Annotated in this window: 20 protein-coding genes, 2 tRNA genes and 3 pseudogenes; 16 read left to right on the top strand and 9 right to left on the bottom strand. The window is 68.8% G+C overall.

Going from position 1 to position 25,236, the window contains the following annotated elements; genetic code table 11:
• The first annotated feature begins 210 nt into the window (after window positions 1-210).
• A pseudogene (locus tag AOZ13_RS03735) lies at window positions 211-1,286 on the top strand (glutathione S-transferase family protein).
• A 44-nt stretch (window positions 1,287-1,330) separates the two neighbouring features.
• Here the strand turns inward: AOZ13_RS03735 and AOZ13_RS03730 are convergent.
• Window positions 1,331-2,326 carry a radical SAM protein gene (locus tag AOZ13_RS03730; protein WP_020220734.1) on the bottom strand — a complete coding sequence of 332 codons (996 nt, stop codon included), beginning with the start codon at window positions 2,324-2,326 and terminating at the stop codon, window positions 1,331-1,333.
• 126 nt (window positions 2,327-2,452) lie between these two features.
• Between AOZ13_RS03730 and AOZ13_RS03725 the strand changes: the two genes are divergently transcribed.
• The gene (locus AOZ13_RS03725) at window positions 2,453-3,532 is read left to right on the top strand and encodes a DUF373 family protein (RefSeq protein ID WP_020220733.1); all 1,080 of its coding nucleotides are present in this window, start codon (window positions 2,453-2,455) and stop codon (window positions 3,530-3,532) included.
• 21 nt (window positions 3,533-3,553) lie between these two features.
• On the opposite strand, the pseudogene AOZ13_RS03720 reads toward AOZ13_RS03725, so the two are convergent.
• Window positions 3,554-4,395 (bottom strand): annotated as a pseudogene (locus AOZ13_RS03720) (polyprenyl synthetase family protein).
• Window positions 4,396-4,494: 99 nt separating this feature from the next.
• Complete coding sequence (locus tag AOZ13_RS03715; protein WP_020220731.1) at window positions 4,495-4,953, bottom strand: DUF5814 domain-containing protein; 459 nt, start codon at window positions 4,951-4,953, stop codon at window positions 4,495-4,497.
• 98 nt (window positions 4,954-5,051) lie between these two features.
• Here AOZ13_RS03715 and AOZ13_RS03710 point away from each other — a divergent pair.
• Window positions 5,052-5,124: transfer RNA gene (locus tag AOZ13_RS03710), tRNA-His, on the top strand.
• Window positions 5,125-5,325: 201 nt separating this feature from the next.
• Here the strand turns inward: AOZ13_RS03710 and AOZ13_RS03705 are convergent.
• On the bottom strand, window positions 5,326-6,513 hold the full coding sequence (locus AOZ13_RS03705; protein ID WP_020220730.1) for a CBS domain-containing protein: 1,188 nt from the start codon (window positions 6,511-6,513) through the stop codon (window positions 5,326-5,328).
• Between the two features lie 135 nt (window positions 6,514-6,648).
• Between AOZ13_RS03705 and AOZ13_RS03700 the strand changes: the two genes are divergently transcribed.
• Window positions 6,649-8,709: a DEAD/DEAH box helicase gene (locus tag AOZ13_RS03700; RefSeq protein WP_044957077.1), complete on the top strand. Its 2,061-nt coding sequence runs from the start codon at window positions 6,649-6,651 to the stop codon at window positions 8,707-8,709.
• A 49-nt stretch (window positions 8,710-8,758) separates the two neighbouring features.
• A tRNA-Pro gene (locus tag AOZ13_RS03695) sits at window positions 8,759-8,831 on the top strand.
• Between the two features lie 3 nt (window positions 8,832-8,834).
• Here AOZ13_RS03695 and AOZ13_RS03690 read toward each other — a convergent pair.
• Window positions 8,835-9,038 (bottom strand): hypothetical protein, encoded by a 204-nt coding sequence (locus tag AOZ13_RS03690; protein WP_020220728.1) that lies wholly within the window; start codon window positions 9,036-9,038, stop codon window positions 8,835-8,837.
• A gap of 84 nt (window positions 9,039-9,122) precedes the next feature.
• Between AOZ13_RS03690 and AOZ13_RS03685 the strand changes: the two genes are divergently transcribed.
• From AOZ13_RS03685 to AOZ13_RS03655, 9 genes and pseudogenes are all read left to right on the top strand, one after another.
• Window positions 9,123-9,917, top strand: a complete 795-nt coding sequence (locus AOZ13_RS03685; RefSeq protein WP_020220727.1) for a group I intron-associated PD-(D/E)XK endonuclease — start codon at window positions 9,123-9,125, stop codon at window positions 9,915-9,917.
• Between the two features lie 51 nt (window positions 9,918-9,968).
• Window positions 9,969-10,112 carry a rubrerythrin-like domain-containing protein gene (locus AOZ13_RS13820; protein ID WP_020220726.1) on the top strand — a complete coding sequence of 48 codons (144 nt, stop codon included), beginning with the start codon at window positions 9,969-9,971 and terminating at the stop codon, window positions 10,110-10,112.
• A gap of 115 nt (window positions 10,113-10,227) precedes the next feature.
• Complete coding sequence (locus AOZ13_RS14795; protein WP_021779858.1) at window positions 10,228-12,324, top strand: LAGLIDADG family homing endonuclease; 2,097 nt, start codon at window positions 10,228-10,230, stop codon at window positions 12,322-12,324.
• The gene (locus AOZ13_RS14790; RefSeq protein ID WP_234402823.1) at window positions 12,261-15,806 is read left to right on the top strand and encodes an LAGLIDADG family homing endonuclease; all 3,546 of its coding nucleotides are present in this window, start codon (window positions 12,261-12,263) and stop codon (window positions 15,804-15,806) included. The genes AOZ13_RS14795 and AOZ13_RS14790 overlap by 64 nt, the downstream gene beginning before the upstream one ends.
• A complete protein-coding gene (locus AOZ13_RS03670) occupies window positions 15,797-16,141 on the top strand; it encodes a DUF7855 family protein (protein WP_020220723.1) in 345 nt (114 codons plus the stop codon). The genes AOZ13_RS14790 and AOZ13_RS03670 overlap by 10 nt, the downstream gene beginning before the upstream one ends.
• Entirely contained in the window at window positions 16,141-16,941 is an 801-nt protein-coding gene (locus tag AOZ13_RS03665) for a DUF7856 family protein (RefSeq protein ID WP_021779856.1), read from the top strand. The genes AOZ13_RS03670 and AOZ13_RS03665 overlap by 1 nt, the downstream gene beginning before the upstream one ends.
• Window positions 16,899-17,192 (top strand): annotated as a pseudogene (locus AOZ13_RS15855) (DUF7857 domain-containing protein); the annotation flags it as partial. The gene AOZ13_RS03665 and the pseudogene AOZ13_RS15855, both read left to right, overlap by 43 nt.
• Before the next feature lie 38 nt (window positions 17,193-17,230).
• The gene (locus tag AOZ13_RS13810; protein WP_148294557.1) at window positions 17,231-17,482 is read left to right on the top strand and encodes a hypothetical protein; all 252 of its coding nucleotides are present in this window, start codon (window positions 17,231-17,233) and stop codon (window positions 17,480-17,482) included.
• Window positions 17,479-18,135: a MinD/ParA family ATP-binding protein gene (locus AOZ13_RS03655; RefSeq protein WP_021779853.1), complete on the top strand. Its 657-nt coding sequence runs from the start codon at window positions 17,479-17,481 to the stop codon at window positions 18,133-18,135. The genes AOZ13_RS13810 and AOZ13_RS03655 overlap by 4 nt, the downstream gene beginning before the upstream one ends.
• Window positions 18,136-18,180: 45 nt before the next feature.
• On the opposite strand, the gene AOZ13_RS03650 is transcribed toward AOZ13_RS03655, so the two are convergent.
• Window positions 18,181-19,038 carry a transcription initiation factor IIB gene (locus AOZ13_RS03650; protein WP_021779852.1) on the bottom strand — a complete coding sequence of 286 codons (858 nt, stop codon included), beginning with the start codon at window positions 19,036-19,038 and terminating at the stop codon, window positions 18,181-18,183.
• Window positions 19,039-19,211: 173 nt separating this feature from the next.
• On the opposite strand from AOZ13_RS03650, the gene AOZ13_RS03645 reads away from it, so the two are divergent.
• Window positions 19,212-19,730 carry a DUF7858 family protein gene (locus AOZ13_RS03645; RefSeq protein ID WP_021779851.1) on the top strand — a complete coding sequence of 173 codons (519 nt, stop codon included), beginning with the start codon at window positions 19,212-19,214 and terminating at the stop codon, window positions 19,728-19,730.
• Here AOZ13_RS03645 and AOZ13_RS03640 read toward each other — a convergent pair whose 3' ends face one another.
• From AOZ13_RS03640 to AOZ13_RS03630, 3 genes are all read right to left on the bottom strand, one after another.
• Window positions 19,731-20,486, bottom strand: coding sequence for an AAA family ATPase (locus AOZ13_RS03640; RefSeq protein WP_021779850.1), 756 nt, complete (start codon window positions 20,484-20,486; stop codon window positions 19,731-19,733).
• 42 nt (window positions 20,487-20,528) lie between these two features.
• Window positions 20,529-21,368 (bottom strand): aldo/keto reductase, encoded by an 840-nt coding sequence (locus AOZ13_RS03635; protein WP_020222299.1) that lies wholly within the window; start codon window positions 21,366-21,368, stop codon window positions 20,529-20,531.
• A gap of 62 nt (window positions 21,369-21,430) precedes the next feature.
• Entirely contained in the window at window positions 21,431-21,850 is a 420-nt protein-coding gene (locus AOZ13_RS03630) for an HIT family protein (protein WP_020222300.1), read from the bottom strand.
• Between the two features lie 172 nt (window positions 21,851-22,022).
• On the opposite strand from AOZ13_RS03630, the gene ileS reads away from it, so the two are divergent.
• Window positions 22,023-25,235, top strand: coding sequence for an isoleucine--tRNA ligase (gene ileS / locus AOZ13_RS03625; RefSeq protein ID WP_049933799.1), 3,213 nt, complete (start codon window positions 22,023-22,025; stop codon window positions 25,233-25,235).
• The last annotated feature ends 1 nt before the right edge of the window (window position 25,236 follow it).

The raw sequence follows: 25,236 nt of genomic DNA, 5'->3' as shown, positions 1-25,236 counted from the left end.
CTACACCGCAACTGCCACGCGACAGCCACCGCTCCGCGACCGCCACAGCTACACCGCAACTGCCACGCCACAGCTACACCGCAACTGCCACTACGACCGCCGGCGCGACAGCCACCGCTCCGCGACCGCCTCAGCCCGCCTCACGCCACCGCAGCCACGAGCGCCGCCGAGGCCCCCGCGCTTTTGCTCCGCGCACGCCTAGCCGCGCGTATGGCTCGCATGGTCGACGGGGAGTGGCGCTACGACGTCGAGCAGATACAGAGTGGCGAGACGGGGGAGTTCCAGCGCGACACGACGTCGTTCCGGGACTGGATCGCGGGGTCGCGCCGCGGTCCCGACGACGTCGTGACCGACGGTCCCGAACCAGAGGCGGGCCGCTATCACCTCTACGTCTCCTACGCCTGCCCGTGGGCGCATCGCACGCTCTTCACGCGCGCCGTGAAGGGCTTGGAGGACGCCATCAGCGTCGACGTCGTCGATCCCGTCCGGAAGAACGAGGGGTGGGAGTTCGCGCCCGAAAAGAGGGGATGCACCGCGGAGAGCCAGTACGGCCACGACTACCTCCGCGAGATCTACGCCGAGGCCGACGAGAACTACACGGGCCGCGTCACGGTGCCCGTCCTCTGGGACAAACAAGAGGAGACCATCGTGAACAACGAGTCCGAGGAGATCATGCGGATGCTCGACACCGCGTTCGACGGGACCGGAGCGGAGCGAAGCGGCGACACGGTCGCGTCGGGATCACGGAGCGATTCCGACGCGATCGCCGAGAACGACGTCACCCTCTACCCCGAGGCTACCGCGAGGAGATCGACGACGTCACCGACGCGATCTACACGCCGATCAACAACGGCGTCTACCGCGCGGGCTTCGCAACGTCGCAGGACGCCTACGACGAGGCCGTCGCCGACCTCTTCGACGCGCTCGATCGCTGGGACGCCGTGCTCGCCGACCAGCGCTACCTCGCCGGCGACCGACTCACCCTCGCCGACGTCGCGATGTTCACGACGCTCTACCGCTTCGACGAGGTGTACCACACCCACTTCAAGTGCAACGCGAAGCGGATCGTGGACTACGAGCACCTCTGGGGCTACCTCCGCGAGCTCTGCCAACTCCCCGGCGTCGCGGACACGATGCACATGGACCACGTGAAGAACCACTACTACCGGAGCCATCCGGACGTCAACCCGAACGCGATCGTCCCCGTCGGTCCCGATCCGGACTTCTTCGCGCCCCACGGCCGCGACGGGCTACCGGGCGGGCCGCCCGCAGACCTCGCCGAGTGAACGATCGGGTCTCGACCAAAAAGGGGGCTCGCTCCGCTCGCGACCTACGCTAGGGGCGTCCGCTCGACGACCTGTCCGTCGTACGTCGGGTACTGCTCGACGATCTCCCCGTCCTCGACGTCGCCGTCCTCGATCATCTCCTCGAGGAGCCACCACGCGACCTCGATGTGGTTCGTCTTCGCGGTGTAGAACTCGTCGGGGACGCCGAGGTCGGCGAAGTGGGAGGGGGACGTGTACGTCTTCCCGTAGACGAGCGTGCCGTCGTCGGTCACCTCGTCGAAGTCGCGCTGGACGTTCTCCGCCATGCGCTTGAGGCGACTGCGATGCTGGGCGGCGTCCTTGAAGACGCTCGTGCAGAAGTAGACCTTCTCGTGGCTCGCCATCTCCTCCAGAATCGCGTCCTTCGATCCCTCGACGGCGCTCATGTGGCCGTCCTGAAGCTCGTAGCCGGCCTCCTGCATCCGCTCGTAGTTGCCGTCGCTCATCTCGAACTCGTTGACGTTGCAGAAGTCGGCGGCGCCCTCGTCGAGGAAGTCGAGGAACTCCCGCTCCGCGCGGATGCCGGGGATCTCGAAAGCGGGCGTGAGACCCTCCTCGCGGGCGACGTAGAGGATCTCCTCCCACTCCGTTCCGTGAAGATCGCCCCACAGCTCGTAGGGCGGGTGGAAGCGAATCTCGTCGAGACCGGCCTCCGAGAGTCGTCGCATGTTCTCGCGACCGCCCGTGATGCCCGTGTAGAGGTGCGTGTGGTGGTCCTCGCCGAACTCCTCTTTGAGGAGGCGGAGGTAGCGACACGTCCGATCTAAGGCCTCCTGCGGCTCGCCACCGGTGATCGAGGTGCCGAGGGCGTCCATCTTCTTCGCCTCGGCGATCACGTCCGCGTCGCCCTCGACGGGCCGCTCGTTCGCGTAGACCTGCGTGACGTTCTTCCGGTTCTCGCCCAGCGGGCAGTAGAAACAGTCGCGCTGATCGCAATACCCGTAGACGAAGAGGACCATCTTGCCCCCCTGCGCGCACTGCTCGCAGCCCTTCGAAATCATTGCGTATCTCCGGTGTAGCGCCTGAGCACTCAAAAACCGCACGGGTCTGGCGCGTGCGACGCGCACTCGTCCCGCGACCGTCGACTCCCGAACCTCCTTAACGATCGACGGCGTACGGGCGGTCGAATGCTGCTGGTCCTCTGCGTCGATCTGGACGACGATCTCGGTCGGAAGACGGGGTTGGATACGCCCGTCGTCGGCCGCGACGCCGTTGAGGACGCCGCGGTCGCGCTCGCCACCGCCGATCCGGAGGACAGCGACGTGAACGTCCTCTTCGAGGGCGTCCACCTCCACGACGACCTCGCGAGCGAGGAGCGCGTCGAAGTCGCGGCCGTCACCGGCGTCGACGGGAGCGACGTGCAGGCGAACCGCGCGGTCGGCACGGAGGTCGACGAGGTGCTCGCCGGACTCCAGACGGGCGAGGAGGTCCGCACCGTCATCGTCACCGACGGTGCACAGGACGAGTCCGTCCTCCCCGTCATCCGCTCGCGCGCCCGCATCGACGGCGTCCGCCGCGTCGTCGTCCGGCAGGCACAGGACCTCGAATCGATGTACTACACGATTAAGCAGGTGCTGAACGATCCCGAGACCCGCGGGACGATACTCGTCCCACTCGGCGTCCTCCTCCTCATCTATCCGCTCGCGGTGCTCGCGTCGTTCCTCGGACTTCCGGGCGCCGTCCTCGGCATCGCCTCGGGAGCGCTCGGACTCTACACGCTCTTTCGCGGTCTCGGTCTCGCGGACGTCGTCGACGACTTCGTGGAGCGAGCGCGCGACAGCCTCTACACGGGCCGAGTCACGCTCATCACGTACGTCGTCGCCGCCGCCCTGCTCGTCATCGGCGGCGTCGAAGGGATCGATCGCCTCCACGAGTACCAGCAGGTCACGGCCGGCCCGCTCCCGGTCACGTCAGTCATCGCCGCGCTCGTCAACGGTGCCGCGACGTGGTTCGCCGCCGCCGGTCTCACGTCGAGCATCGGACAGATCACCGACGAGTACCTCCACGATCACTTCAAGTGGCAGTACCTGAACGCCCCCTTCTACGTGCTCGCGATCGCCGCCGTCCTCTACGCGCTCAGCGGCTTCTTCCTCCGAACGGTCACGCTCCCGACGCTCGCCGCCGTCCTCACCGCCGGCACGCTCATGAGCGTCCTCAGCACGCTGGCGTTCGCCGTCATCGAGGAGCGGGACATACGAGCGGTGTGACGGGCGGCCGACGTGAGGCGCTCAGCGCTCGCGCTCGACGACGAACGCCGCCAGCCGCTCCATGTATTCGCGGGCGGCCCCCGCCTCGACCGTTGCGTCCTCTAGCGCCGCGACCGCCGCCTCGGACTCGGCGTCCGCGAGCGCGTTCACCCCCTCGACGGAGCGGTCGGTCACGCGCAACACCGAGGGGCGATCCATCTCCTCGTCCGTCCCCGCGGGCTTCCCGAGTTCGCCCGTCTCCGCCGTCACGTCGAGGACGTCGTCGCGGAGTTGGAACGCGACGCCGACGCGCTCCGCGTACTCCCCGAAGGCGTCCACCGTGTCGGTGTCGGCGTCCGCCGCGATCGCGCCGAGTTCCGCGGCGGCGCGAAAGAGCGCGCCGGTCTTTCGGCGCGCGAGCTCCATGTACTCGGACTCGTTCGAGGGTTGATCGACGAGTTCGGTCGCCTCGCCCTGCCCGAGTTCGACGAGCGAATCCGCGGCCGTCTCGAGGCGCGCGCGTCGTCGCTGAAGAGCGCGAACGCCTCGCCGAGCAACCCATCGGACGCGACGATGGCCGGCCCGTGCCCGTACGCCGCCCACGCCGATGGCTCGCCGCGCCGGAGGTCCGAACGGTCGATTATGTCGTCCACGACGAGCGAGGCGTTGTGGACGAGTTCGACGCCGACGGCGTAGTCGAGCGCGTCCGACGCCTCGCCGCCCACGGCCTCACAGCACAGCATCGCGAGCGTCGGCCGGACGCGCTTCCCCCCCGCGAGCGCCGCCGCCTCCACCTCCTCGCGGAGTTCCGGCGGCTCGACTGCCTCCAACACCTCGCGCAGGCGGTCCTCGACCGCGCGCCGGTGCGCCTCGACGTCCTCCATTGATGCGCCTTCGGGGCCGCAGGGCAAAAAGCACCGGCCATCGACGCCGCCCGGAGACGCGCGAACGCGCGGAACGGCGACGCCGAACGCGCCGATCGGTCAGCGCCCCTCGATCTCGTTTCGCGCGTTCGCCGCGCGACGAGCCTCCGCCGGGCGCCCGTCGACGTTCGCGAGGTCCTCGGTCGCCTCCAGCGTTCGGACGGCGTCGTCGAGGAAGCCGTAGATGTCGCCGGGGTACGCGTACACCATGTAGTCGTCCGTCATCACGTCCACCATCGCCTCCGGGTCGAGACCCTGCGCGCGCAAGTCGAGGAGGTACGCGATGAACTTCCGCTCCGGGTGCCCGCAGTAGGGGTTGGCCTGACAGTCGCAGTCGAGGAAGTCCTTCGAGAACTCGAGGACGCGATCGGCCGTCGCGTCGTTCAGCTCATCGAGGTTCCCGCCACCGAAGAGCACGTCGAGCGTCGCGCCGCTGAACGCGCCCTTCGGGAAGTTCGCGTCCAGTTGACTGACGAGCTGGCGGTGGTTCTTGATGTAGATCTTGTCCGTGACGGCCACTACCGATCTCTTGGGGCGCGCCGTCGAAAAGCGTGTCGCGTCGCGTCGGCGTTTTCGTAACGCCTATTAACGGCAGGACGCTACGGAGGAGTGCAGTGTCCGGGTTGGGGTAGTGGACTATCCTTCAGCCTTGTGGAGGCTGAGACGCGGGTTCAATTCTCGCACCTGGACCTTCTCTCGACGAACCGAACGAGGAGCGTGACGTCCAGCGCGAAATCGAACGACGAGAGGCTCGCGTAGCGACGCGAGCACGTCCGGCTGGCGTTCGATTCTCGCACCTGTTTCCCGCTTTTCGAGTGATCAGCCTCGAGTACCGCGTGTGCCCGACGGCAATCGCGGGCGTCGCGTCCGGGATGCACGCCGATGCGGCCCTTAGGACGCGCGGCTGTGGCCGTCCTCACCGTGGTCGTTCGCGGCCGGCGCGGGCGTCTGCGTGCCGCGGCCCGCGCTCTGGATGATGTTGAACGCGGTGACGAGGTCGGTGCGGCTGAGGAGGCCGACGAGGCCGCCGTCGTCGTCGACGACGATCAGCCGGCCGATGCCGCTCTGCTGGATGCGTTCGAGGGCGTCCATGGCTTCGGCGTCGGAACCGATCGTCTCGACGTCCGTGCTCATCACGTCGGCGACGGTGTAGGCGTCGCGCTCGACGGGCTGGACGTCGCGGGCGTCTTCGAGGGTGACGACGCCGACGACGCGGCCGTCCTCCATGACGGGATAGCCGGTGTGTCGCTCCTCGAACATCCGCTCGGTGAGCTGGCTGAGGGTGTCGTCCGGGTTGACGCGCTTGACGTCGCTCGCGGGCGTCATGACGTCGCGGACGGTGACGCCCTCGAAGGCGGCGTTCATCACGGTGCGTTGGCTCTCGGAGGACGCGCCGATGTAGATGAAGAAGGCGATGGCGACGAGGATGAGGTTGCCGAAGAGACCGATGATGCCGAGGATCACGGCGACGACCTTCCCGACTTCGGCGGCGAGCTGGGTGGCGCGGGCGAAGGTGCGCTTGCGCGCGAGGATCGCGCGGAGGACGCGCCCGCCGTCCATCGGGAAGCCGGGCAGGAGGTTGAAGACGGCGAGGACGACGTTCGCCATCGCGAGGTAGCCGACGACGAAGGCGACGACGGGACTCCCGCGGACGACGCCGAGCGCGGCGTAGGAGACGACGCCGAGCACGACGCTGACGACGGGACCGGCGATGGCGATGGTGAACTCCTGTTTCCAGTCTTCGGGCTGGTCTTCGAGGTTGGCGACGCCGCCGAGCAGCCAGAGCGTGATGGACTCGATGGGGTAGCCGTAGTGCATCGAGACGACGCTGTGGCCGAGTTCGTGGAGGAGGACGCAGACGAAGAGACCGACGGCGGCGGCGATCCCCAGCAGCCACGGAGTGAGCCCCTGCGAGAGCGTCCCGACGGGGAGACCGAGGTTCCACGTCGCGTTGAGGGTGTCCACCCACTGCTCGGTCTGCCAACCGATCAGCGCGGCGAACACCGGGAGGATGAGCAGGAAGGTGACGTCGAGCTTGATTGGGATGCCGAACACGCGTCCGACCGTGTAACTCCGCATACGGATGGGTTCGAACGACGACGGCTTAAACGTCGGTGGCCGGTCGAACGCCGGAGAGGGACGGGACGGTGCGGACGACCACCGCGAGCACGCGGGAGCGAACCCCTCAAATAGCCCGCAACCGTATATCGATGCGTGTCGAAGCAGGTCCAACGGGTGGATACGCTCTTCCTGCACGAGGTCGGCGACGACTACGCGGTCGTCGCCCGTCGCGACGGCGAGCGGCTGTTCCGAGCGCGCCTGACGACGAAGGAGACGGACGCCGGCCCACGACCCGGCAAGTTCCGGCTGAAGACGGCGAACGGCGAGGATCCCCGGTCGCCGGATCAGTTCGTCGAAATCGCGCGTCGCGCCGATCGCATCCGCGTCTCCGAACAGACTCCGCGCGACGGTCGCCGCGAGATCCGCGACCTCCTCGACGGCTATCAGCTCGCGGAGAAGGCGAAAGTCGTCCGGACGTGTCGCTACTGCGCGGGAAACGGCCGGTACTCGCCGATCACCGACGAGACGTCCGTCGAGGCCGACGGCGAGCGGATCTGTCAGGACTGCGCGATCCGCGAGCTCGAACGCGAACTCGCCTTCAAGGGCGACCTCACGGGCGCCGCCGAGGACCGTCTCGAAGAACTCCTCCTCGACGTCGGCGACCTCGACCGGATCGTCGGCCTCCTCGAGGGGCAACTCGACCCGGACCTCACGAAGTTCGACGAGGTGTCCGCGAACACGGACGACATCGACCCCTACCCGGTCTCGGACCTCGACCTCCATCCCGGCGTGCAGGGCCTCTTAGAGGATCGCTTCGAGTCCTTGCTCCCCGTCCAGAGCCTGAGCGTCGAGAACGGTCTCACCGAGGGTGAGGACCAGCTCGTCGTCTCCGCGACGGCGACCGGGAAGACGCTCATCGGCGAGATGGCGGGCCTGCATCGCGCGCTCAGCGGCAACGGGAAGATGCTCTTCCTCGTGCCGCTCGTCGCGCTCGCGAACCAGAAGCACGAGGACTTCGAGGACGAGTACGGCGACCTCGTCGACGTCTCCATCAGAGTGGGGTCCTCGCGCATCCGCGACGACGGACAGGCGTTCGACCCGAACGCGGACGTTATCGTCGGCACCTACGAGGGGATCGATCACGCGCTCCGAACCGGGCGCGACCTCGGGGACGTCGGCACCGTCGTCATCGACGAGGTCCACACCCTCCAAGAGGACGGCCGCGGCCACCGACTCGACGGTCTCATCACCCGCCTGAAGCACTACTGCGAGCAGCGCGAGCAGTCCCGAGACGATTACGCGGGCGCGCAGTGGATCTACCTCTCCGCGACCGTCGGCAATCCCGGCGGTCTCGCGAAACAACTCCGCGCGAACCTCGTCGAGTTCGAGGAGCGTCCGGTCCCCATCGAGCGCCACGTCACCTTCGCGGACGGCCAAGAGAAACCCGACATCACGAACAAGCTCGTCCGCCGCGAGTACGACAAGGAGTCCTCGAAGGGGTATCGCGGCCAGACGATCGTCTTCACCAACTCTCGGCGACGCTGTCACGAGATCGCGCGCAAGCTCGACTATCCCGCCGCCGCGTACCACGCCGGTCTCGACTACGGCAAGCGCAAGCAGGTCGAGCGCCAGTTCGGGAATCAGGATCTCGCCGCCGTCGTCACCACCGCCGCGCTCGCCGCCGGCGTCGACTTCCCCGCGAGTCAAGTCGTCTTCGACACGCTCGCGATGGGGATCGAGTGGCTCACGGTACAGGAGTTCGAGCAGATGCTCGGCCGCGCGGGCCGCCCCGACTACCACGACCGCGGGACGGTGTACATGCTCGTCGAACCCGACGCCGTCTACCACAACTCCATGGAGATGAGCGAGGACGAGGTCGCGTTCAAGCTCCTCAAGGGCGAGATGGAGGACGTCGTGATGCGCTACGACCAGAACGCCGCGATCGAGGAGGTGCTCGCGAACGTCGTCGTCGGCGGGAGCGCCGCGAAACGCCTCAGCGAGCGCATGGTCGGCGACGTCCCCACGAAACACGCCGTCGGCAAACTCCTCGAATACGGCTTCATCGACGGCCTCGAACCGACCGACCTCGGGCGCGCCGTCACGACGCACTTCCTCAACCCCGACGAGGCGTTCGAGATGCTCGACGGCGTCCGCAAGGAGATGGACCCCTACCGGATCGCCGCCGAGATCGAACTGCTAGGCGAAGAGGAGTAGGGGCGAACAACGTAACACTTACCGCCGCGCGATGGCTACCTGTCGGTGCGGGACCGTGGGGTAGCTTGGCATCCTTCGGCCCTTGGGTGGCCGTCACCCGTGTTCGAATCACGGCGGTCCCACTTTCACTCCTCGCAGACGACGTCGCGGAGTTCTTCGAGCAGATCCGGTCGGTGTTCGGCGAGGAGCGCGACATCCTCGGGTAGTTCGTTCTGAATGCGACGTCGGACGCGCGAGACGGCCTGATAGCGCTTGTGGTCGTCCACGTCGGCGTTGCCGGACAGCCGTTCGCGTTCGGTGTCGGTGATGAGCGCGCGTGATTTCGCCATACGAACCGAAGCATGGTCATGTCCTTGAACGATTAGATACCGAATACTCGGTATCTTTATCGTATAGTGGGGTGACAGTATTGCATGGACCCACACCGACAGGGCGATCTCACGGAGGCCATCGTGATCGCGGAGCTGAAGCGCCGCGACATCCCCGTCTCGGTCCCGTTCGGGGACAACGAGCGCTACGACCTGCTCGCGGAGGACGACAGTGGCGGGATCTGGAAATTACAGGTGAAGACGGGACGCTACCGCGACGGGAAGGTACTGTTCAACGGGAAGTCACAGCACACGAACGCGAGCGGGCACACGTATCAAGAGTACGACGGCGACGTCGACTACTTCGTCATTCACTGCGACGAGGTGGGGGGCCTCTACCTCGTTCCCGAGTCGGAAGTCGGGAGTCAGATGAGCCTCCGCGTCGCGGACGCGACGCAGGACCATCGGACGATCAACTGGGCCGACGACTACGACTTCGATGAGCGGTGGCCGCCCGAACCCGCTACGACTGGCTGGCGCGACGCCGTCATCGCTGACCTCCGCGAGCGGGGAATCGACGTCCTCGGTGCACGCGGGGGCGACGCACCGTATGACGTCGTAGTCCGGGATGCGGACGAGACGCTCTATCGGACGAGCATTCGACCGGGAAGTGTGAGCGGCGGCCGCGTCCGCTTCGACACCGGTTCGACTCACGCACCCGGACGCGACGACGTCGATCTCGTTCTCGTCCGGTGTCGAGACACCGAGGAGACGTACTTGATCGAGCGCGACGCGTACGATGAGTCCATTAGCCTCCGCGTCGAGCCGACGCGAAACGACGACAAGCGAACCCATCGCGCCGCCGACTACACCCTCGATCGGCGCTGGCCGCCCGCGTGAACGCGACGGTCCGCCATCACGTTCTTCCGTGTGCGTGAGTTATTATCAGGCATGGTTGGGACCGACCGACGGCCGTCCGAGTCGACCCTGTTCGTGTGTCGAGACTGTGGAACCAGCGTCGAGGGAGTCGAACCGACCGAGGAGTGTCCCGAGTGCGGCGGCCTGCTGCGGAACACCACCGTCGATCACGACTGAGCGGCGCGAGCCCGGTGCGTGAACGCGGACGCCGGTCTCCTCGTGCGTCTGTCCGTTCAGTTTCACCACCCTTTGCCAAACTTCTTACGGCGTCGCGCGTTACCTACGTGAGCGAATGGCTCAGGCTACGGATCAGGAACTCGTCGACCGCTTCGAGACGTTTCTCCGCCGCTACTACTCGGACGAGGTCGGCGACCTCGCACGGAACTACCCGCGCGATCAGAAGAGCCTGCGCGTCGACTGGGGCGACCTCTACCAGTTCGACGCGGACCTCGCGGACGACTACCTCCGGTATCCCGACCGGTATCAGGAGGCCGCCGAGGAGGCCCTGCGGCGCTACGACCTCCCGATCGACGTCTCGCTCGGACAGGCGCACGTCCGCGTGCGCGGGATCGCGGAGGCGACGGAGATCCGCGCGCTGCGCTCCGAGCACCTCAACACCTTCGTCGCCGTGCAGGGCATCATCCGGAAGGCCACGGAGGTCCGCCCGAAGATCGAGCAGGCGGTGTTCGTCTGTCAGCGCTGCAACTACGAGACGCAGGTGCCACAGTCCGATTCGGGCTTTCAGGAGCCGTACCAGTGCGAGTCCTGCGAGCGACAGGGACCGTTCAAGCTCGACCCGGAGAAGTCGGAGTTCGTCGACTCGCAGAAGCTCCGCATTCAGGAGAACCCGGAGGGCCTCGCGGGCGGCGAGACCCCCGAGAACATCGACGTCCACGTCGAGGACGACCTCACGGGGCGCGTGACGCCGGGCGATCACGTGACCGCGACGGGGTCGCTGCGACTGGATCAGAGCGAGTCGAACGAGAGTCCGGTCTTCGACGTCTACATGGAGGGCAACCACGTCGAGATCGAGGACGAGCAGTTCGAGGACATGGAGATCACGAGCGAGGACAAGGAGACCATCGTCGAGATCTCCCAGCGCCCCGAGATCTACGAGGACATGGTCGACTCCGTCGCGCCCTCCATCTACGGCCACCGGCAGGCGAAACTGGCGATGCTCCTGCAGCTCTTCTCGGGTGTCACGAAACACCTCCCGGACGGCTCGCGGATCCGCGGCGACCTCCACATGCTCCTCATCGGGGACCCCGGAACGGGGAAATGCCTCGACGGCGACACCCGCGTCACGCTCGACGACGGAACGGAGCGGCCGATACGGGAGATCGCCGAGGAGAACCTCGACGACCCGAAGCCGGTCGACGACGGTGTCTGGGACGACGTCGACATCCCGCTCCCGTCGATGGAGGCCGACGGGACGCTCGCCGAGCGGCGGGCGACGAAGGTGTGGAAGCGCGAGGCTCCCGAGGAGATGTGTCGCGTCCGCACGTCGAGCGGGCGCGAACTCGACGTGACGCCGTCGCACCCGTTGTTCGTGCAGTCGGGCGGTCGAATCGAGGCGCGACGGGCCGACGGTCTCACGGAAGGCGCGTTCGTCGCGACGCCGCGGACGCTCCGGACGGACGGAGACGATGCGCTCGACGTCGAGTACCGGGAGTCGAGAGCGCCGAACGCGGTCCACCTCGACCTCCCGAGCGAGTGGACGCCATCGCTCGCGCGACTCGTCGCCTACGTCGTCGCCGAAGGACACGTCGTCCTCCGCGACGACCACACGGCGGACGTCCGCGTGACGAACAACGACGCCGAAATCGTCGACGACGTCACGGACGCGCTCGGCGCGCTCGGCCTCAACTACAGCGTCGACGAACCTCGGGGGGGGAAGTCCGCGAAGACGGTGCGCTGTAATTCGGGCGAGTTCGCGAGCTTCCTCGAAGCCCTCGAACCCGCCATCCTCGAACGCTCCGCGGACCAACGCGTCCCGGACGCAATCGAGCGCGCGACGCTGGAGACGAAGCGCGCGTTCCTCCGCGCGTACGTCGACGCGGAGGGACACGTCTCGACGACGCAGCGGTCGATCACGGTCGCCTCGACGAGCCGGGACCTCCTCGAAGACGTCCGAACGCTCCTGCTCGCGTTCGACGTCACCAGCAGCGTCGAGGAGCGACACAACGGGAGCTATCGGCTACGGATCGGCGGTGACAGCTTCCGGCGCTACGTCGACGCCGTCGGGTTCGTCACCGACCGGAAGACGGCGGCGTCGCACGCGTCGACGAGCAGCCGTCGAACACGAACGTCGATGTCGTCCCCGAAGTGGGCGACGAACTCCGGCGGGTCCGGGAGACCCTCCAACTCTCGCAGTCCGAGTGCGGGCTGACGCGTTCGACGTATCAGCACTACGAGCGCGGCGACCGGAACCCGAGCAGAGAGAGCCTTCAGGCGGTCGTCGACGCGTTCGAAACACGCCTCGCGTGGCTCCGCGAGACGCGGCGACGACTCGAAACCGGAGAGTGGAGCGATGTCACAGCGATCCGGCGGGAGCTGAACGTCTCACAGGCGGCGCTCGCGGACGGGATGGGCGTCGAACAGACCGCCGTGAGCTACTACGAGCGAAACGACATCGTCCCCGACGGCGGGAAAGTGTCGGCGGCACAGAGCGGGCTCGTCGAACGCATCGGGGACGCGCTCGGAGCGGCCGAAGACGTCGAACGCCTCCGATCGCTCGCCGAGAACGATGTCTCGTGGGATCGGATCGCCTCCATCGAGCGCGTCGAACCCGCCGAGGAGTGGGTGTACGACCTCGAAGTCGAGGGGACGCACACGTACCTCTCGAACGGCGTCGTCTCGCACAACTCTCAACTCCTCTCGTACGTCCAGAACATCGCGCCACGCTCGGTGTACACGTCCGGGAAGGGGAGCAGTTCGGCGGGGCTTTGCGTGACGGGTGACACGCTCGTTCACACGACGGAGGGATTCCGGGAGATCCGCGACGTCGTCTCGGAGCGACTTCCGGACCCGGTCGACGAGGAGACGGCGGTCACGGACGCCGTCGATCTCTACACGTTCGACCGCGACGAGGGCACGGTCGACACGCGTTCGACATCGCATCTCTGGCGGATGCCGGAGAAGGCGTGCCGGCGCATCGAGACGGCGCACGGGAAGGAACTCGAAGCGTCGGTGAACACGCCCGTGCTGACGTGCGGCGAGTCGGGGATCGAGTGGACGTCGATCTCCGACGTCGAGGCGGGCGACCACGTCGCGGTGCCGCGCTACGACGACGTCGAGCGGTCGGAACTCCGCGTGCGCGACTTCCTCGAACTCACCGCGGAGAAGGTGAAACTCGACGACGACTCGATCGCGTTCGTCCGGGACGCGCTCGTCGAGCGGTTCGGAACGCTCCGCGACGCGGCGGCGGAACTCGGGCTTTCCGAGGACTTCGTCTACGACTCGCTGCGCAACCGTCACGTCCCGCAGGAGGAACTCGACGTCATCCTCGACGCTATCGGCGCGAGCCGGGACGACGTGAGCTACGAGCGGACGATGCTACGGCACGGCGACAGCGTTCGGATCCCGGACACGTTCGACGAGGACCTCATGTACCTCATCGGACTCGTCTTCGGCGACGGCGACATCGCGCTCGATCGGCGCGACGAGAACCGCGGGCTCGTCCGGATCTCGAACGGCGACGAGGCGCTGCTCGAACGCGCACGGGAGCTCTTCGCGGAGAAGTTCGACAAGCACGTCGAGATCGAACGGCAAGACGATCGCGTCCCCTGTATTCGAGTGAATAACGCGACGATCGCCCGGCTCTTCTCGAACGTCGGCATGCGTACTCCCAAGCCGGACCTCGCGCTCGACCCACGGTTCACGACCGCCGAGCACGCCGACGCGTTCGTCCGCGGTCTGATGGACGCGGACGGGGCGGTATCGCAGCGTTCGGATGGCGGGTCGAGCGTACTCCTCTCCACGATCAGCGAACGCCTCGCAGAACAGCTGCAGGCGATCTTGGAGACGTACGGCGTCCGCGCTCGGACGCGCGAACGCGATCGCCGCGGGACGACCGAGCTCGCGGACGGGCAGGTGATCGAGTCGAAGCACGTCCAGCACTTCGTCGAACTCTACGGCGCGGACATCGAGCGGTACGCCGACGCGATCGGCTTCGAGTCGGCGGCGAAGCGGGCCGCGCTCGACGCGATCGTCGGCGACGCGACGCGACGTGAGGAGACGATCCCGGTCGGGTCGGCGCTCGCGACGGTCGACGGGCCGAGCGGCGACTACTACACGAACGTCACTCGGGGCGATAACCCCGGACGCGGTCGGGCGCGAGCGATGCTGGACGATCTCGACCTCGGTAGCGCGGAGCCGCTCGTCGAGGAGGCCGTCGACGCCGACCTCCGCTGGGACGAGGTCGTCGCCGCGGTCGACACCGGCGAGAAGGAGGTGTTCGATCTCACTGTCCCCGAGACCCACAACTTCGTCGGGAACGGCGTCGTCACGCACAACACCGCCGCCGCGGTTCGCGACGACTTCGGCGACGGCCAGCAGTGGACCCTCGAGGCGGGCGCGCTCGTCCTCGCCGATCAGGGGATCGCGGCTGTCGACGAACTCGACAAGATGGCCGCGGACGATCGCTCGGCCATGCATGAAGCACTAGAGCAGCAATCCATTAGCATCAGTAAGGCGGGAATTAACGCCACCCTCAAATCTCGGTGTTCGTTGCTCGGCGCCGCGAACCCGAAGTACGGGCGCTTCGACCAGTACGAGCCGATCGGCGAGCAGATCGACTTGGAGCCGGCGCTGGTCTCGCGCTTCGACCTGATCTTCACCGTCACGGACCAGCCGGACCCGGAGGAGGACGCGCGACTCGCCGAGCACATCCTCCAGACGAACTACGCGGGCGAACTCCACACGCAGCGCGAGCACCTCGCGTCGGCGAACTACACGGAAGACGAGGTGGCCGCACAGACCGACGAGGTCGCACCCGAGATCGACGCCGAACTCCTGCGGAAGTACATCGCGTACGCTCGGCGGAACGTCTACCCGGCGATGAGCGACGAGGCGCGCGCGGCCATCGAGGACTTCTACGTCGACTTGCGTGCGGAGGGGGCGGACGAGGACGCGCCGGTGCCGGTGACGGCGCGGAAGCTCGAAGCGCTCGTGCGGCTCGCGGAGGCCTCCGCGCGCGTTCGGCTCTCCGATACGGTCGAGGAGAGGGACGCGGAGCGCGTCATCGCCATCGTACGCTCGTGTCTGGAGGCGATCGGCGTCGATCCCGAGACGGGTGAGTTCGACGCGGACGTCGTCGAGACGGGGACGTCGAAGAGCCAGCGCGATCGCATCAAGAACCTGCGGGCGCTCATCGAGGACATCGAGGACGACTTCGAGGAGGGCGCGCCCGTCGAGGAGGTGATGGCGCGCGCCGAGGAGGTCGGGATGGATCGCGCGAAGGCCGAACACGAGATCGAGAAGCTGAAGAAACAGGGCGAGGTCTACGAGCCTCGAACGGGCACCTGCGGACGACGTAGCGGATGGATCGCATCAGCGCGCTCCGGAACGTCGAGGAGGCCTTGGCGGCGCTCGAAGCGGGGGAGACGGATCTCGCGAGCGCCGAGGAGCGGGTGTGCGCGATCCTGCGGACGTACGCGACCGACTACGACGGCGCCCTCACGGCGTGGCGAGCATCGGGCGACCCGGCCGTCGAGGGACTGGTGGTGCTCGCGGCGAGCGAGCGCGAGGCACGCGAGCGGGTCGCAGCGCTCGTCGACGAGACCGACGTCAGGGTCTCGGTGTCGCGTCTCGCGTAGTGTTCGACCGGCGGCGTTTTATCCGCTGATCGCCACCTTACCGGGGTGTTACTGATCGTCGCGTATTCGCGGGCCGCGCGGCAGGCCCTCCGGAATAGCTGTTCGACGCACCCGGAGACGGTCGTCCGGCGCTTCGGCCGGGCGGTCCTCCTCCGGGAGACGGAGTACGCGGCGTTCCTCGCGTGCCGGCTGCGCGAGCGCTTCGGCACCGGCGTCGAGGTGGCGCGCACCGAACCGCTGAACGAGTACCGCGACGTGCCCGAGCACGTCCGGGCGGCCGCGGCGGCGTACGAGGCGCGCGAGTCGCCGAGCACGTCGTACGCGAAGTTCGCCGCGGGGACGGCGTATCCTGATCCGGAGGCGATGCGCGAGACGCGACTCGCGGACTGATGCTGGCGCGCGTCGACGGGGTCAGCGGGGAGACGGTGCGGACGAGCGCGCTCGACCTGCGCGAGACCGACGTCACGGCGACCGAAGCGCTCGCCGCGATCCGCGATCCCGAGGGGTGGATCCGGTGTCCGACGCCGACGGCGATGCACGAACACGTCGGTCTACTGGACGGTCCCCGAGCGGTCGGGACGACCGCGCTGGTCGCGGCCGCGCGATCGCGAGGGTACGAGGTGCCGGAGATGAGCGCGCTCGACGATGTCCGGGCGGCGCTCGCGGGGCCGGTTCCGGACGTCCGGGGGCTTCGCGACGTTCGGGAGCGGATCGCCGCGCTGGACGAGGAGGTGGCGGCGCGCCGCGAGCGCGTCGAGCGCCTCGGCGGGATGGTCGCGGCGTTCAGAGAGGTGGATGCGGCCGATGACGGGGTTCGGGCGGCGCATCGATCGGCCGCGGCGGCGCTCGCGGACGTGGAGACGGACCGAATCGCGGCCGCGGAGACGTACGGGCGGCTCCGACGGGAGGCGCGCGCGACCCGCGACGAGCGGGAGCGACGCCTCAGGCTCGAAGACGAGGAGCGGCGACTGCGGCGGGCGCGCGACGCGTCGCTCGCGGCGGCGATCCGGCCGTCGTACGAGCGTGCACGCCGTGCCGTCCCGGGTGGGCCGTGGTGCGACGTCCTCGCGCTCGCGCGCGTGGCCCGCACTCGGGCGCCGCTCGTGCTCGTCGGCGGGCCGTTCGAGCGGCGCGCGCGAGCGGCCGCGTGTCTCGACGCGTCCGTGGTGCTCGTCTCGGCGCGCGTTTAAGGCGGAGCGGGGGACGAGAGGGCGACGTGTCGATCAGTATCGAGAGCGCTGCGACGGCACGGGACGGCGTGACGCTCGTGACGGCGATCGTGCGGAACGAGAGCGACGCGGACCGGCGCGTCCGCATCGAGAACGAACTCGACGGGGTCGTCCGCCCGCCGCGGCTTGACGGTGTCGCCGCGGACGGCTGGGACGTCGATGGGTTCGAGGGCGTCGTGGCGAAGCGGGGAACGCTCGCGCTGGGCTACGCGTGCGGCGGGGCGCCGTCGGCCGAGCCGTGTCGCGTAGCGTGGACGGAAAACCCGGGGCGCGTCCGAGCGCGTCGACGGTCGCGGACGCGGTGCGCGACCTCGCTGACCCGCGACCGCCCGCCGCCGGCGTCCCACACGAGGGAGGGAACGCGCCGCCGATCCCGCCCGCGGTGACGGCGTGGCTGGACGGTCTCGAGGGTCGCATCGAGGCGGGCGCGACGAGCGAGGACGAATGGCGCGCGCTCGCGGCGGTCGGCGAGCGGATCGGGGCGCTCGCGGGGAGGGCGTGATCCTCGCGGTCGTCGGCGGGAAGGGCGGAGTCGGGAAGTCGACGGTCGCGATGGAACTCGGCGCGCACCTCGACGCCGTCGTCGTCGATGCGGACCTCTCGATGGCCGACCTGCCGACGGCGCGCGGGCCGGACCTCCACGACGTGCTCGCGGGGCGCGCGAGGCCGATCGAAGCCGTCCGCGAGGGCGGTGCGGTGTCGATCCTTCCGTGCGGGCGCACGCTCGCGGGAGCGCGGGCGTGCGACGTCGGGCGCCTCGGCGAGGTGCTGACGGTGGTCGCCCGCCGGTACGGCGACGTGATCGTGGACTGCGCCGCGGGGATGCGCGCGGACGTCGGCGTGCCGCTCGCCGTCGCGGACGCCTGCGTCGTCGTCACCGCGCCCGAGCGGCCGGCGTTCGCGGACGCGATCCGAGCGCGCGAGCTCGCGCGGTCGTTCGACGCGGGACTCGCGGTGATCGCGTACAACCGCGCGGAGCGGGTGCCGGAGCGCGTCGAACGGACGCTCGGTGCGCCCGGCGTCCCGATCCCGACTGACGAAGCCGTGCGGCGCGCGCGGCGGACGGGCTATCCGACGAGCGCGCTGTTCCCGGACGCGGCGGCGAGCGCGGGATTCGCGGCGCTCGCCGACGCGGTGCGGGCGTGCAGGCTCTGAGGAGAAAGAGACTGACACGGGGGGAATGGTGGGCTTTTCGCGGCGTCAGTCGAGCGCGTAGTAGGCGTTGCGGAGAGTGGCGGGCGTGATGCCGGCGGTCTCCGCGGCGTCGGCCTGCGTGAGCGCGTGGTCGAGTTCGCTCGCGGCGGCGTAGAGGCAGGCGGCGGCGACGCCGCTGGGTTTCCGGCCGCCGGTGGATCCGCTCTTCGCGGCGTCGGCGGCGATCGCGGTCGCGCGGCGCTCGACGGCGCGCGGGAGGTCGAGTTCGGTGGCGAAGCGCGGGATGTACTCGCGGGCGTCGATCGGGCCGGTCGGGAGTCCGAGTTCGCGATTCATCGCGGTGTAGGCGGCGTGGAGTTCGTTCTCGTCGGCGCGTGCGACGGCGACGATTTCCGCGACGGTGCGCGCGACGCCGTTCGTCCGGCAGACGGCGTAGACGGCGGCCGCGGCGAACCCTTCGAGCGAGCGGCCGCGGAGGAGACCCTCGCTCTGAGCGGAGTCGAAGAGCGTGCAGGCCTGATCGCGGACGCCGTAGGTGAGCGAGAGCGAACTCACGAGGCGGCGGATCTCGGTGAACGCGTAGATCTGGTTCCGCTCGGCCTTCGAGGCGACGTTCGCGCGGCTGTGCTGACGGCGGAGGCGCGCGAACTGGCGGCGTTTCCGACCCGTGAGCCGCGATGAATAGCCGATTTCGGTGCTGAGGCCGCGGTCGTGACGCGATCGGGTGAGCGGCGCGCCGACGCGCTCGCGGTTCCGATCGTCGTCCGCGAACGATCGCCACTCGGGACCACGGTCGATGCGGTGCGTCCCGACGACGAGGCCGCACTCCGTACAGATCGTCTCCTGACTGTCGCGTTCGAGGTGGCCGTCGCATTCGGGGCAGGTCGTCGTCGCGTGACTCATACGTCGACGTTGGCGCCGGATCGGTACTTAAGTGCCGGACGGTTCGACGAAGTTGAGGGTCTCGACGGCCGCGGAACGTACCGGTGACCGGTACGTTCGGAATCGGCCGATATCGGCGCTTTACTGCCCGACGAGCGGCAAGCTCATGTAGTCGAGCCGACGAGAGTCGGGTGATGGGTCTCTCGGACATCGCCGCGGGGTTGACCGTGACGACGCCGCAGCGCGAGCGCGGGGTCGCGACCGTCGACGCGACGGACGTCCCGCTCGCGGAGCGGCTCGCGCCGTACGCGGAGGACCTCCCGTGCCCCGCCGCGGTGGCGGCGGCGCTCCTCGACGCGTACGGAGCGGGGACGAGCGTCGGCGCGGCCGCGGCCGCCGCGGGCGTGGCACCGACGACGGGCGCGAAGGTCCTGCACGTCCTCGGCGTCGCGGGCGTCAATCCGCTGTCGCCGCTCGCACGCGACGTCGTCGCGGACTGGCTGGACGGCGAACTCGCGCGGAGCGAGGCGGTCACGCTCTCGGGCGCGAGCGATGCCGAGTTCGCGCTCGGCGCGTACTGCGCGACGCACCCGCCGATCGAGGGCGCGAAAGCCGTCGTCGCGGCGTCTCGCGAGCCGGATTCGCGCGCGATCGCCGCGCGCGAGCGTGACGCCCTCGCGGAGGCGGTCGACACGCCCGACGGACTGCGGTGATCAGGCGAGCCGACGACGGAGGGTGGCGAGAAGTCCTGCGGCGTCCTCGGGAACGAGGTCGTCGATGGCGAAGGCGCGTTCGACGAACGACGCGACGGCACGCGTGTAGTCGTCCGGATCGGCGGGCGTGCCGGCCGGTGCGTCGCTCTCTGGTCCGAGAGCGGAGTCGGGAACGGCGACGTGGGCGTCGGCGAGCGCGTCCGCCGCCGCCGAGTTGGCGACGACGATCGGGTCGGCGTCAACGCCGACGTCCGCGAGGCGGCCGCGCTCGCGCGAGAGGGCGTCCCGGCCTCGTTCGTCGGCGCTCGTGACGAGCGCGAGCTGATCGGCGGTGGTGACGGCAGCGACGGCGGGGTTCGTCGCGACCGGCGGCGTGTCGAGGAACACGTAGTCGTAGGCGTCGGCGGCATCGGCGACGCGGTCGGCGAGTCGCTCGGCCGCCTCGGCGCCTTTCGCGTCGGCCACGCGGCCGAACGGCGCGTGCGATGGGGCGAGTGCGAGCGCGCCGTCGCCGGGCGCGTCGAGCGCGTACGCGGCGTCTCCGACGGCGATTCCGGGATCGATGGCGAGCGCGGTCGCGTCCGGGTCGAGACGGGCGTCGACGTACGTCGAGAGGCCCTGCGTGTCGTAGTTCGCGTCGAGGACGAGCGCGTCGTGGCCGGTGGCGGCGACGAGCGCGGCGGCCTCGACGGAGAGACGGGTCGCGCCGACGCCGCCGGCCGCGCCGACGACGGCGAGCGTTCGCGGTGCGGACATACGCCTAGCGGCGTGCGGGCCGGACAAAAGCGCGGTGGCGCCCTACTCGTGGATCCCGTAGTCGTCGCCCGTCCAGTCGTTCGCGGGCGTGTCGTACACCGGGTGGTTCCGGTCGCGTTCGTCGAGGCGGGCGTGATCGCCGGCGTCGAGTTCCCAGTCGAACAGTTCGAGGTTCGACTCGACGTGCTCGGGCGAGGAGGATTTCGGGAGGACGACGACGTCGTTCTCCACGGCCCACTTGAGCACGATCTGCGCGGGCGACTTGTCGTACGTCTCCGCGAGCTCTCGGACGACTTCGTCCCCGAAGACGTCGGTGCGCGCGAGCGGTGCGGCGGCTTCGAGCACCGTGTCCGTCTCGCGGCAGTAGTCGACGAGGTCGGGGCGCTGGAACCACGGGTGGTACTCGATCTGGTTGACGGCGATGGGGACGTCGCTGACGTGCTGCGCGCAGGAGAGCTGATAGGCGCTGAAGTTCGAGACGCCGACGTTCTTCACGAGGCCGCGCTCCTTCAGTGTCGCCATCGCGTTCATCGTCTCGCGGATGGAAACTGCGGGATTCGGCCAGTGGACGAGGTAGAGGTCGAGGTGGTCCGTCCCCAGCTTATCGAGCGACGCCTCGCAGGACTCGATGAGGGCGTCGTACGTGAGGTGTTTCGGGAGGACCTTCGAGGTGAGCCAGAGGTCGTCGCGCTCGTAGTCGGCGAGGACGTCGCCGATCTCGGCCTCGTTGTGGTAGCCCTCGGCGGTGTCGACGTGCGTGTACCCGGCGTCGAGACCGGCGCGTACGGCCTCTTTCACCGTCTTCCCGCCGATGTCCCACGTCCCGACGCCGACCGTCGGGAGTTCGTCGCCGCTCTCGAGCGTCACGGATGGAACGGTCATGTCACGAGGAAGGGTGTCCGGGACGGCCTTAGTCGTTCGGACGGCGGCAGAAGGGCGCGGGATCAGCCCTCGATGCGCGCGGCGATGTCGTCGAGGTCGTCGTCGTCGAGGTCGGGGCGTTCGCCCGCCACGGCGTGAATCGGGCTACCCCCGTCGCTCTCGAAGCGGGGGACGAGGTGGACGTGGACGTGCGGGACCTCCTGTCCCGCGGCCTCGCCGTCGTTGATGCCGACGTTCAGGCCGTCCGCGTCCACCGCGGCCTCGACGTCGGGGACGAGGTCGTGGACGAGGTCGAAGACGGCGCGCGACTCATCGGCGCCGAGGTCGGCGAGTCGTTCCGTGTGGGCCTTCGGCACGACGAGCGCGTGACCGGGCGCGAGCGGGTTCGCGTCGAGGAACGCGAGCGCGTCGTCGGTCTCGGCGACGACGCGGCCGGGGATGTCGCCGCTGATGATCGAGCAGAAGATGCAGTCGTCGCTCATACGCGGTGGGTCGGCGCGGCGCTCCCTAACTCATTCGGTCAGCGAGAGTGACGCCGGGGAGCGCGAGCGGCGGACGTCGCCGGGCGTCCCGGACTCGCCGACGATGACGGCACCGCGCGGGCGCGGACGCGGGACCGATTCTCATTTCACCGAGGAGAGTGAGGGATGGGGCATGGACCGATTCGCCGAGCCCCCGGAGCAGTACGATCCCGAGGCGGTTCGGGACCGGGTGTTCGACCACTGGGACGAGGTGGACGCCTACGAGCGGACGAAGGCGCACCGCGAGGACGGCGAGGACTTCTTCTTCGTCGACGGCCCGCCCTACACGAGCGGCGCGGCCCACATGGGGACGACGTGGAACAAGTCCCTGAAGGACGCCTACATCCGCTACTACCGGATGAACGGCTACGACGTGACGGACCGGCCGGGCTACGACATGCACGGTCTCCCGATCGAGACGAAGGTCGAGGAGAAACTCGACTTCGACTCGAAGCAGGACATCGAGGAGTTCGGCGTCGAGGCCTTCATCGAGGAGTGCAAGCGGTTCGCCGACGAGCAACTGGAGGGTCTCCAGTCGGACTTCCAGTCGTTCGGCGTCTGGATGGATTGGGACGAGCCGTACAAGACGGTCGATCCGACGTACATGGAGGCGGCGTGGTGGGGGTTCAACCGCGCGGCCGAGCGCGGCCTCGTCGAGCAGGGCAAACGCTCGATCAGCCAGTGTCCGCGCTGCGAGACCGCCATCGCGAACAACGAGGTCGAGTACGAGGACGTCGAGGACCCGACCGTCCACGTGAAATTCCCCCTCGAAGAGCGCGAGGGAAGTCTCGTCATCTACACGACGACGCCGTGGACGATTCCCGCGAACGAGTTCGTCGCGGTGGGCGAGGACATCACCTACCAGCAGGTGCGCGCCGTCAAGACGGACAGCGGCGCGGCGATGGGCGAGGGCGGCGAGGTCGTCGCGGAGGACGTCCTCTACGTCGCCGAGGCCTGCGTCGAGGACGTCCTGAAGGAGGGACGCTACGACGACTACGAGATCGTCGATTCCTTCCCCGGTTCGCACATGCTCGGCTGGGAGTACGAGCACCCGCTCGCCGAGGAGGTGCCGGATCGCCCGGACGCGCGCGGCGTCGGCGAGGTCTACCACGCGGACTACGTCGAGGCCGCGGACACGGGTCTCGTCCACTCCGCGCCCGGCCACGGTGACGTGGACTTCGAGCGCGGCGAAGAACTCGGTCTCCCCGTTTTCTGTCCGGTCGGCGGCGACGGCGTCTACACCGCGGAGGCGGGCAAGTACGCGGGCGAGTTCGTGAAGGACGCCGACGAGGCCATCACGCAGGACCTCGCGCGCAAGGGCCACCTGCTCGCCTCCGGGACGATCACACACTCCTACGGGCACTGCTGGCGGTGTGACACGCCGATCCTCCAGATCGCGACCGATCAGTGGTTCATCACGATCACCGACGTCAAAGACGAGCTGATCGAGAACATGGAGGACTCGGAGTGGCACCCGCAGTGGGCGCGAGACAACCGCTTTAGGGACTTCATCGAGAGCGCGCCCGACTGGAACGTCTCCCGGCAGCGCTACTGGGGGATTCCGGTCCCCATCTGGGTCGAGGAGGGGACGAAGGGCGCACGCCCGGACGAGCGCGTCGTCATCGGCACGCGCGAGGAGTTGGTCGAGCGCGCCGATCAGGACCTCGATCCGGAGATGGACATCCACAAGCCCGCGGTGGACGACGTCACGATCACCGAGGACGGCGTGACGTACGAGCGCGTCCCGGACGTCTTCGACGTCTGGCTCGATAGTTCCGTGGCGTCGTGGGGCACCGTGAACTACCCCGAGGTGGAGGACGACTTCGAGGATCTGTGGCCGGCGGACCTCATCATGGAGGCCCACGACCAGACGCGCGGGTGGTTCTGGTCCCAGCTGGGGATGGGCACCGCGGCGATGGGCGAGGTGCCCTACGACGAGGTGCTGATGCACGGCTTCGCGAACGACGAGGACGGCCGGAAGATGAGCAAGTCCGTCGGGAACGTCGTCCAGCCCCACGAGGCCATCGAGCGCCACGGTGCGGACGCGATGCGGATGTTCCTCCTCGGGCAGGACCCGCAGGGCGAGGACATGCGCTTCTCGTGGGACGAGATGGGCAACATGGGTCGCGACCTCAACGTCCTCTGGAACGTCTTCCGCTTCCCGCTGCCGTACATGCGTGCGGACGACTTCGACCCCGCGGCGCAGTCGGTGGACGACCTCGATCTCGCCGTCGAGGACGAGTGGCTCCTCTCGACGCTCCAGACGCTGAAGCACGACACGAACGAGTACTGGGAGGCCCGCGAGCAACACCGCGCCCTCCAAGCGCTCCGCGAGTTCGTCGTCGAGGACCTCTCGCGCTACTACGTCCAGCTCATCCGCGAGCGCGTGTGGACGGAACAGATCGGCGAGAACAAGACGGCCGCGTACGCGACGCTCCACAGGGTCCTCCGCGAGGTCGTCGCGCTCCTCGCGCCGTACGCGCCGTTCGTCACCGAGGAGATGTACGGCTACCTCACGGGCGACGACGGTCATCCGACCGTCCACATGTGCGATTGGCCCGCGGTCGAGGAGCGCTTCCACCAGCCCGCCTTGGAGGACGCCATCGACACGGCGCGCTCCCTCGAAGAAGCGGGCAACCACGCGCGCCAGCAGGCCGGCCGCAAGCTCCGCTGGCCGGTCGCGCGCGTCGTCGTCTCCCCCGACGACGAGCGCGTCGCCGAGCAGGTGGACGATTATCGTGGTCTGCTCGCCGACCGCCTGAACGCCCGCCGCATCGACGTCCTCGATCCCGACGAGACCTTCGGTGACGTCGAGTACAGCGCCGAGGCCGACATGAGCGTGCTCGGTCCCGCCTTCGGCGGCGACGCCGGCGAGGTCATGGAGGCGCTGAACGCCGCGCGCGTCGACGACGACGACCTCGATCTGCTGGAGGACGCCGTCCGCGACGCCCTCGACCGCGAGGTGCAACTCACCCCCGAGATGGTCGCGTTCCGCGAGGAGACCCCGGACGACGTCGCCGCCGCCGCCTTCGAGGGGGGGACCGTCTACGTCGACACCGAATTGAACGACGACCTCGAAGGCGAGGGGTACGCCCGCGAGATCGTCCGCCGCGCCCAAGAGCTGCGCAAGGACCTCGATCTCGACATGGAGGCCGAGGTCCGCCTCGACGTCGTGGTCTTCGACGACCGCGTCGCGAAGCTCGTCAGCGAACGCGAGGACCTCATCGGCGAGGAAGTCCGCGTTCGCGACTTCGCGGAAGTCGACGCGGCGGACGCGAACACGGCGGTTGCGGAGTACGACGACGTCGAGGGCGTGCGGATGCGTCTCGGCGTGCAGAAGGTGTAGG

It is taken from the genome of Halarchaeum acidiphilum MH1-52-1 (assembly GCF_000474235.1).
Classification (GTDB): Archaea; Halobacteriota; Halobacteria; order Halobacteriales; family Halobacteriaceae; genus Halarchaeum; species Halarchaeum acidiphilum.
This window is presented reverse-complemented; position numbering and strand designations above follow the sequence as displayed.

Bases quoted from the DNA above. Each gene is read 5' to 3' on its own strand.
- ileS (WP_049933799.1), top strand. From the start codon at position 22,023: ATGGACCGATTCGCCGAGCCCCCGGAGCAGTACGATCCCGAGGCGGTT.
- AOZ13_RS03640 (WP_021779850.1), bottom strand. From the start codon at position 20,486: ATGTCCGCACCGCGAACGCTCGCCGTCGTCGGCGCGGCCGGCGGCGTC.
- AOZ13_RS03665 (WP_021779856.1), top strand. From the start codon at position 16,141: ATGCTGGCGCGCGTCGACGGGGTCAGCGGGGAGACGGTGCGGACGAGC.
- AOZ13_RS03725 (WP_020220733.1), top strand. From the start codon at position 2,453: ATGCTGCTGGTCCTCTGCGTCGATCTGGACGACGATCTCGGTCGGAAG.
- AOZ13_RS03635 (WP_020222299.1), bottom strand. From the start codon at position 21,368: ATGACCGTTCCATCCGTGACGCTCGAGAGCGGCGACGAACTCCCGACG.
- AOZ13_RS03645 (WP_021779851.1), top strand. From the start codon at position 19,212: ATGGGTCTCTCGGACATCGCCGCGGGGTTGACCGTGACGACGCCGCAG.
- AOZ13_RS03630 (WP_020222300.1), bottom strand. From the start codon at position 21,850: ATGAGCGACGACTGCATCTTCTGCTCGATCATCAGCGGCGACATCCCC.
- AOZ13_RS13820 (WP_020220726.1), top strand. From the start codon at position 9,969: ATGGTTGGGACCGACCGACGGCCGTCCGAGTCGACCCTGTTCGTGTGT.
- AOZ13_RS03730 (WP_020220734.1), bottom strand. From the start codon at position 2,326: ATGATTTCGAAGGGCTGCGAGCAGTGCGCGCAGGGGGGCAAGATGGTC.
- AOZ13_RS03690 (WP_020220728.1), bottom strand. From the start codon at position 9,038: ATGGCGAAATCACGCGCGCTCATCACCGACACCGAACGCGAACGGCTG.
- AOZ13_RS14795 (WP_021779858.1), top strand. From the start codon at position 10,228: ATGGCTCAGGCTACGGATCAGGAACTCGTCGACCGCTTCGAGACGTTT.
- AOZ13_RS03650 (WP_021779852.1), bottom strand. From the start codon at position 19,038: ATGAGTCACGCGACGACGACCTGCCCCGAATGCGACGGCCACCTCGAA.
- AOZ13_RS03705 (WP_020220730.1), bottom strand. From the start codon at position 6,513: ATGCGGAGTTACACGGTCGGACGCGTGTTCGGCATCCCAATCAAGCTC.
- AOZ13_RS03685 (WP_020220727.1), top strand. From the start codon at position 9,123: ATGGACCCACACCGACAGGGCGATCTCACGGAGGCCATCGTGATCGCG.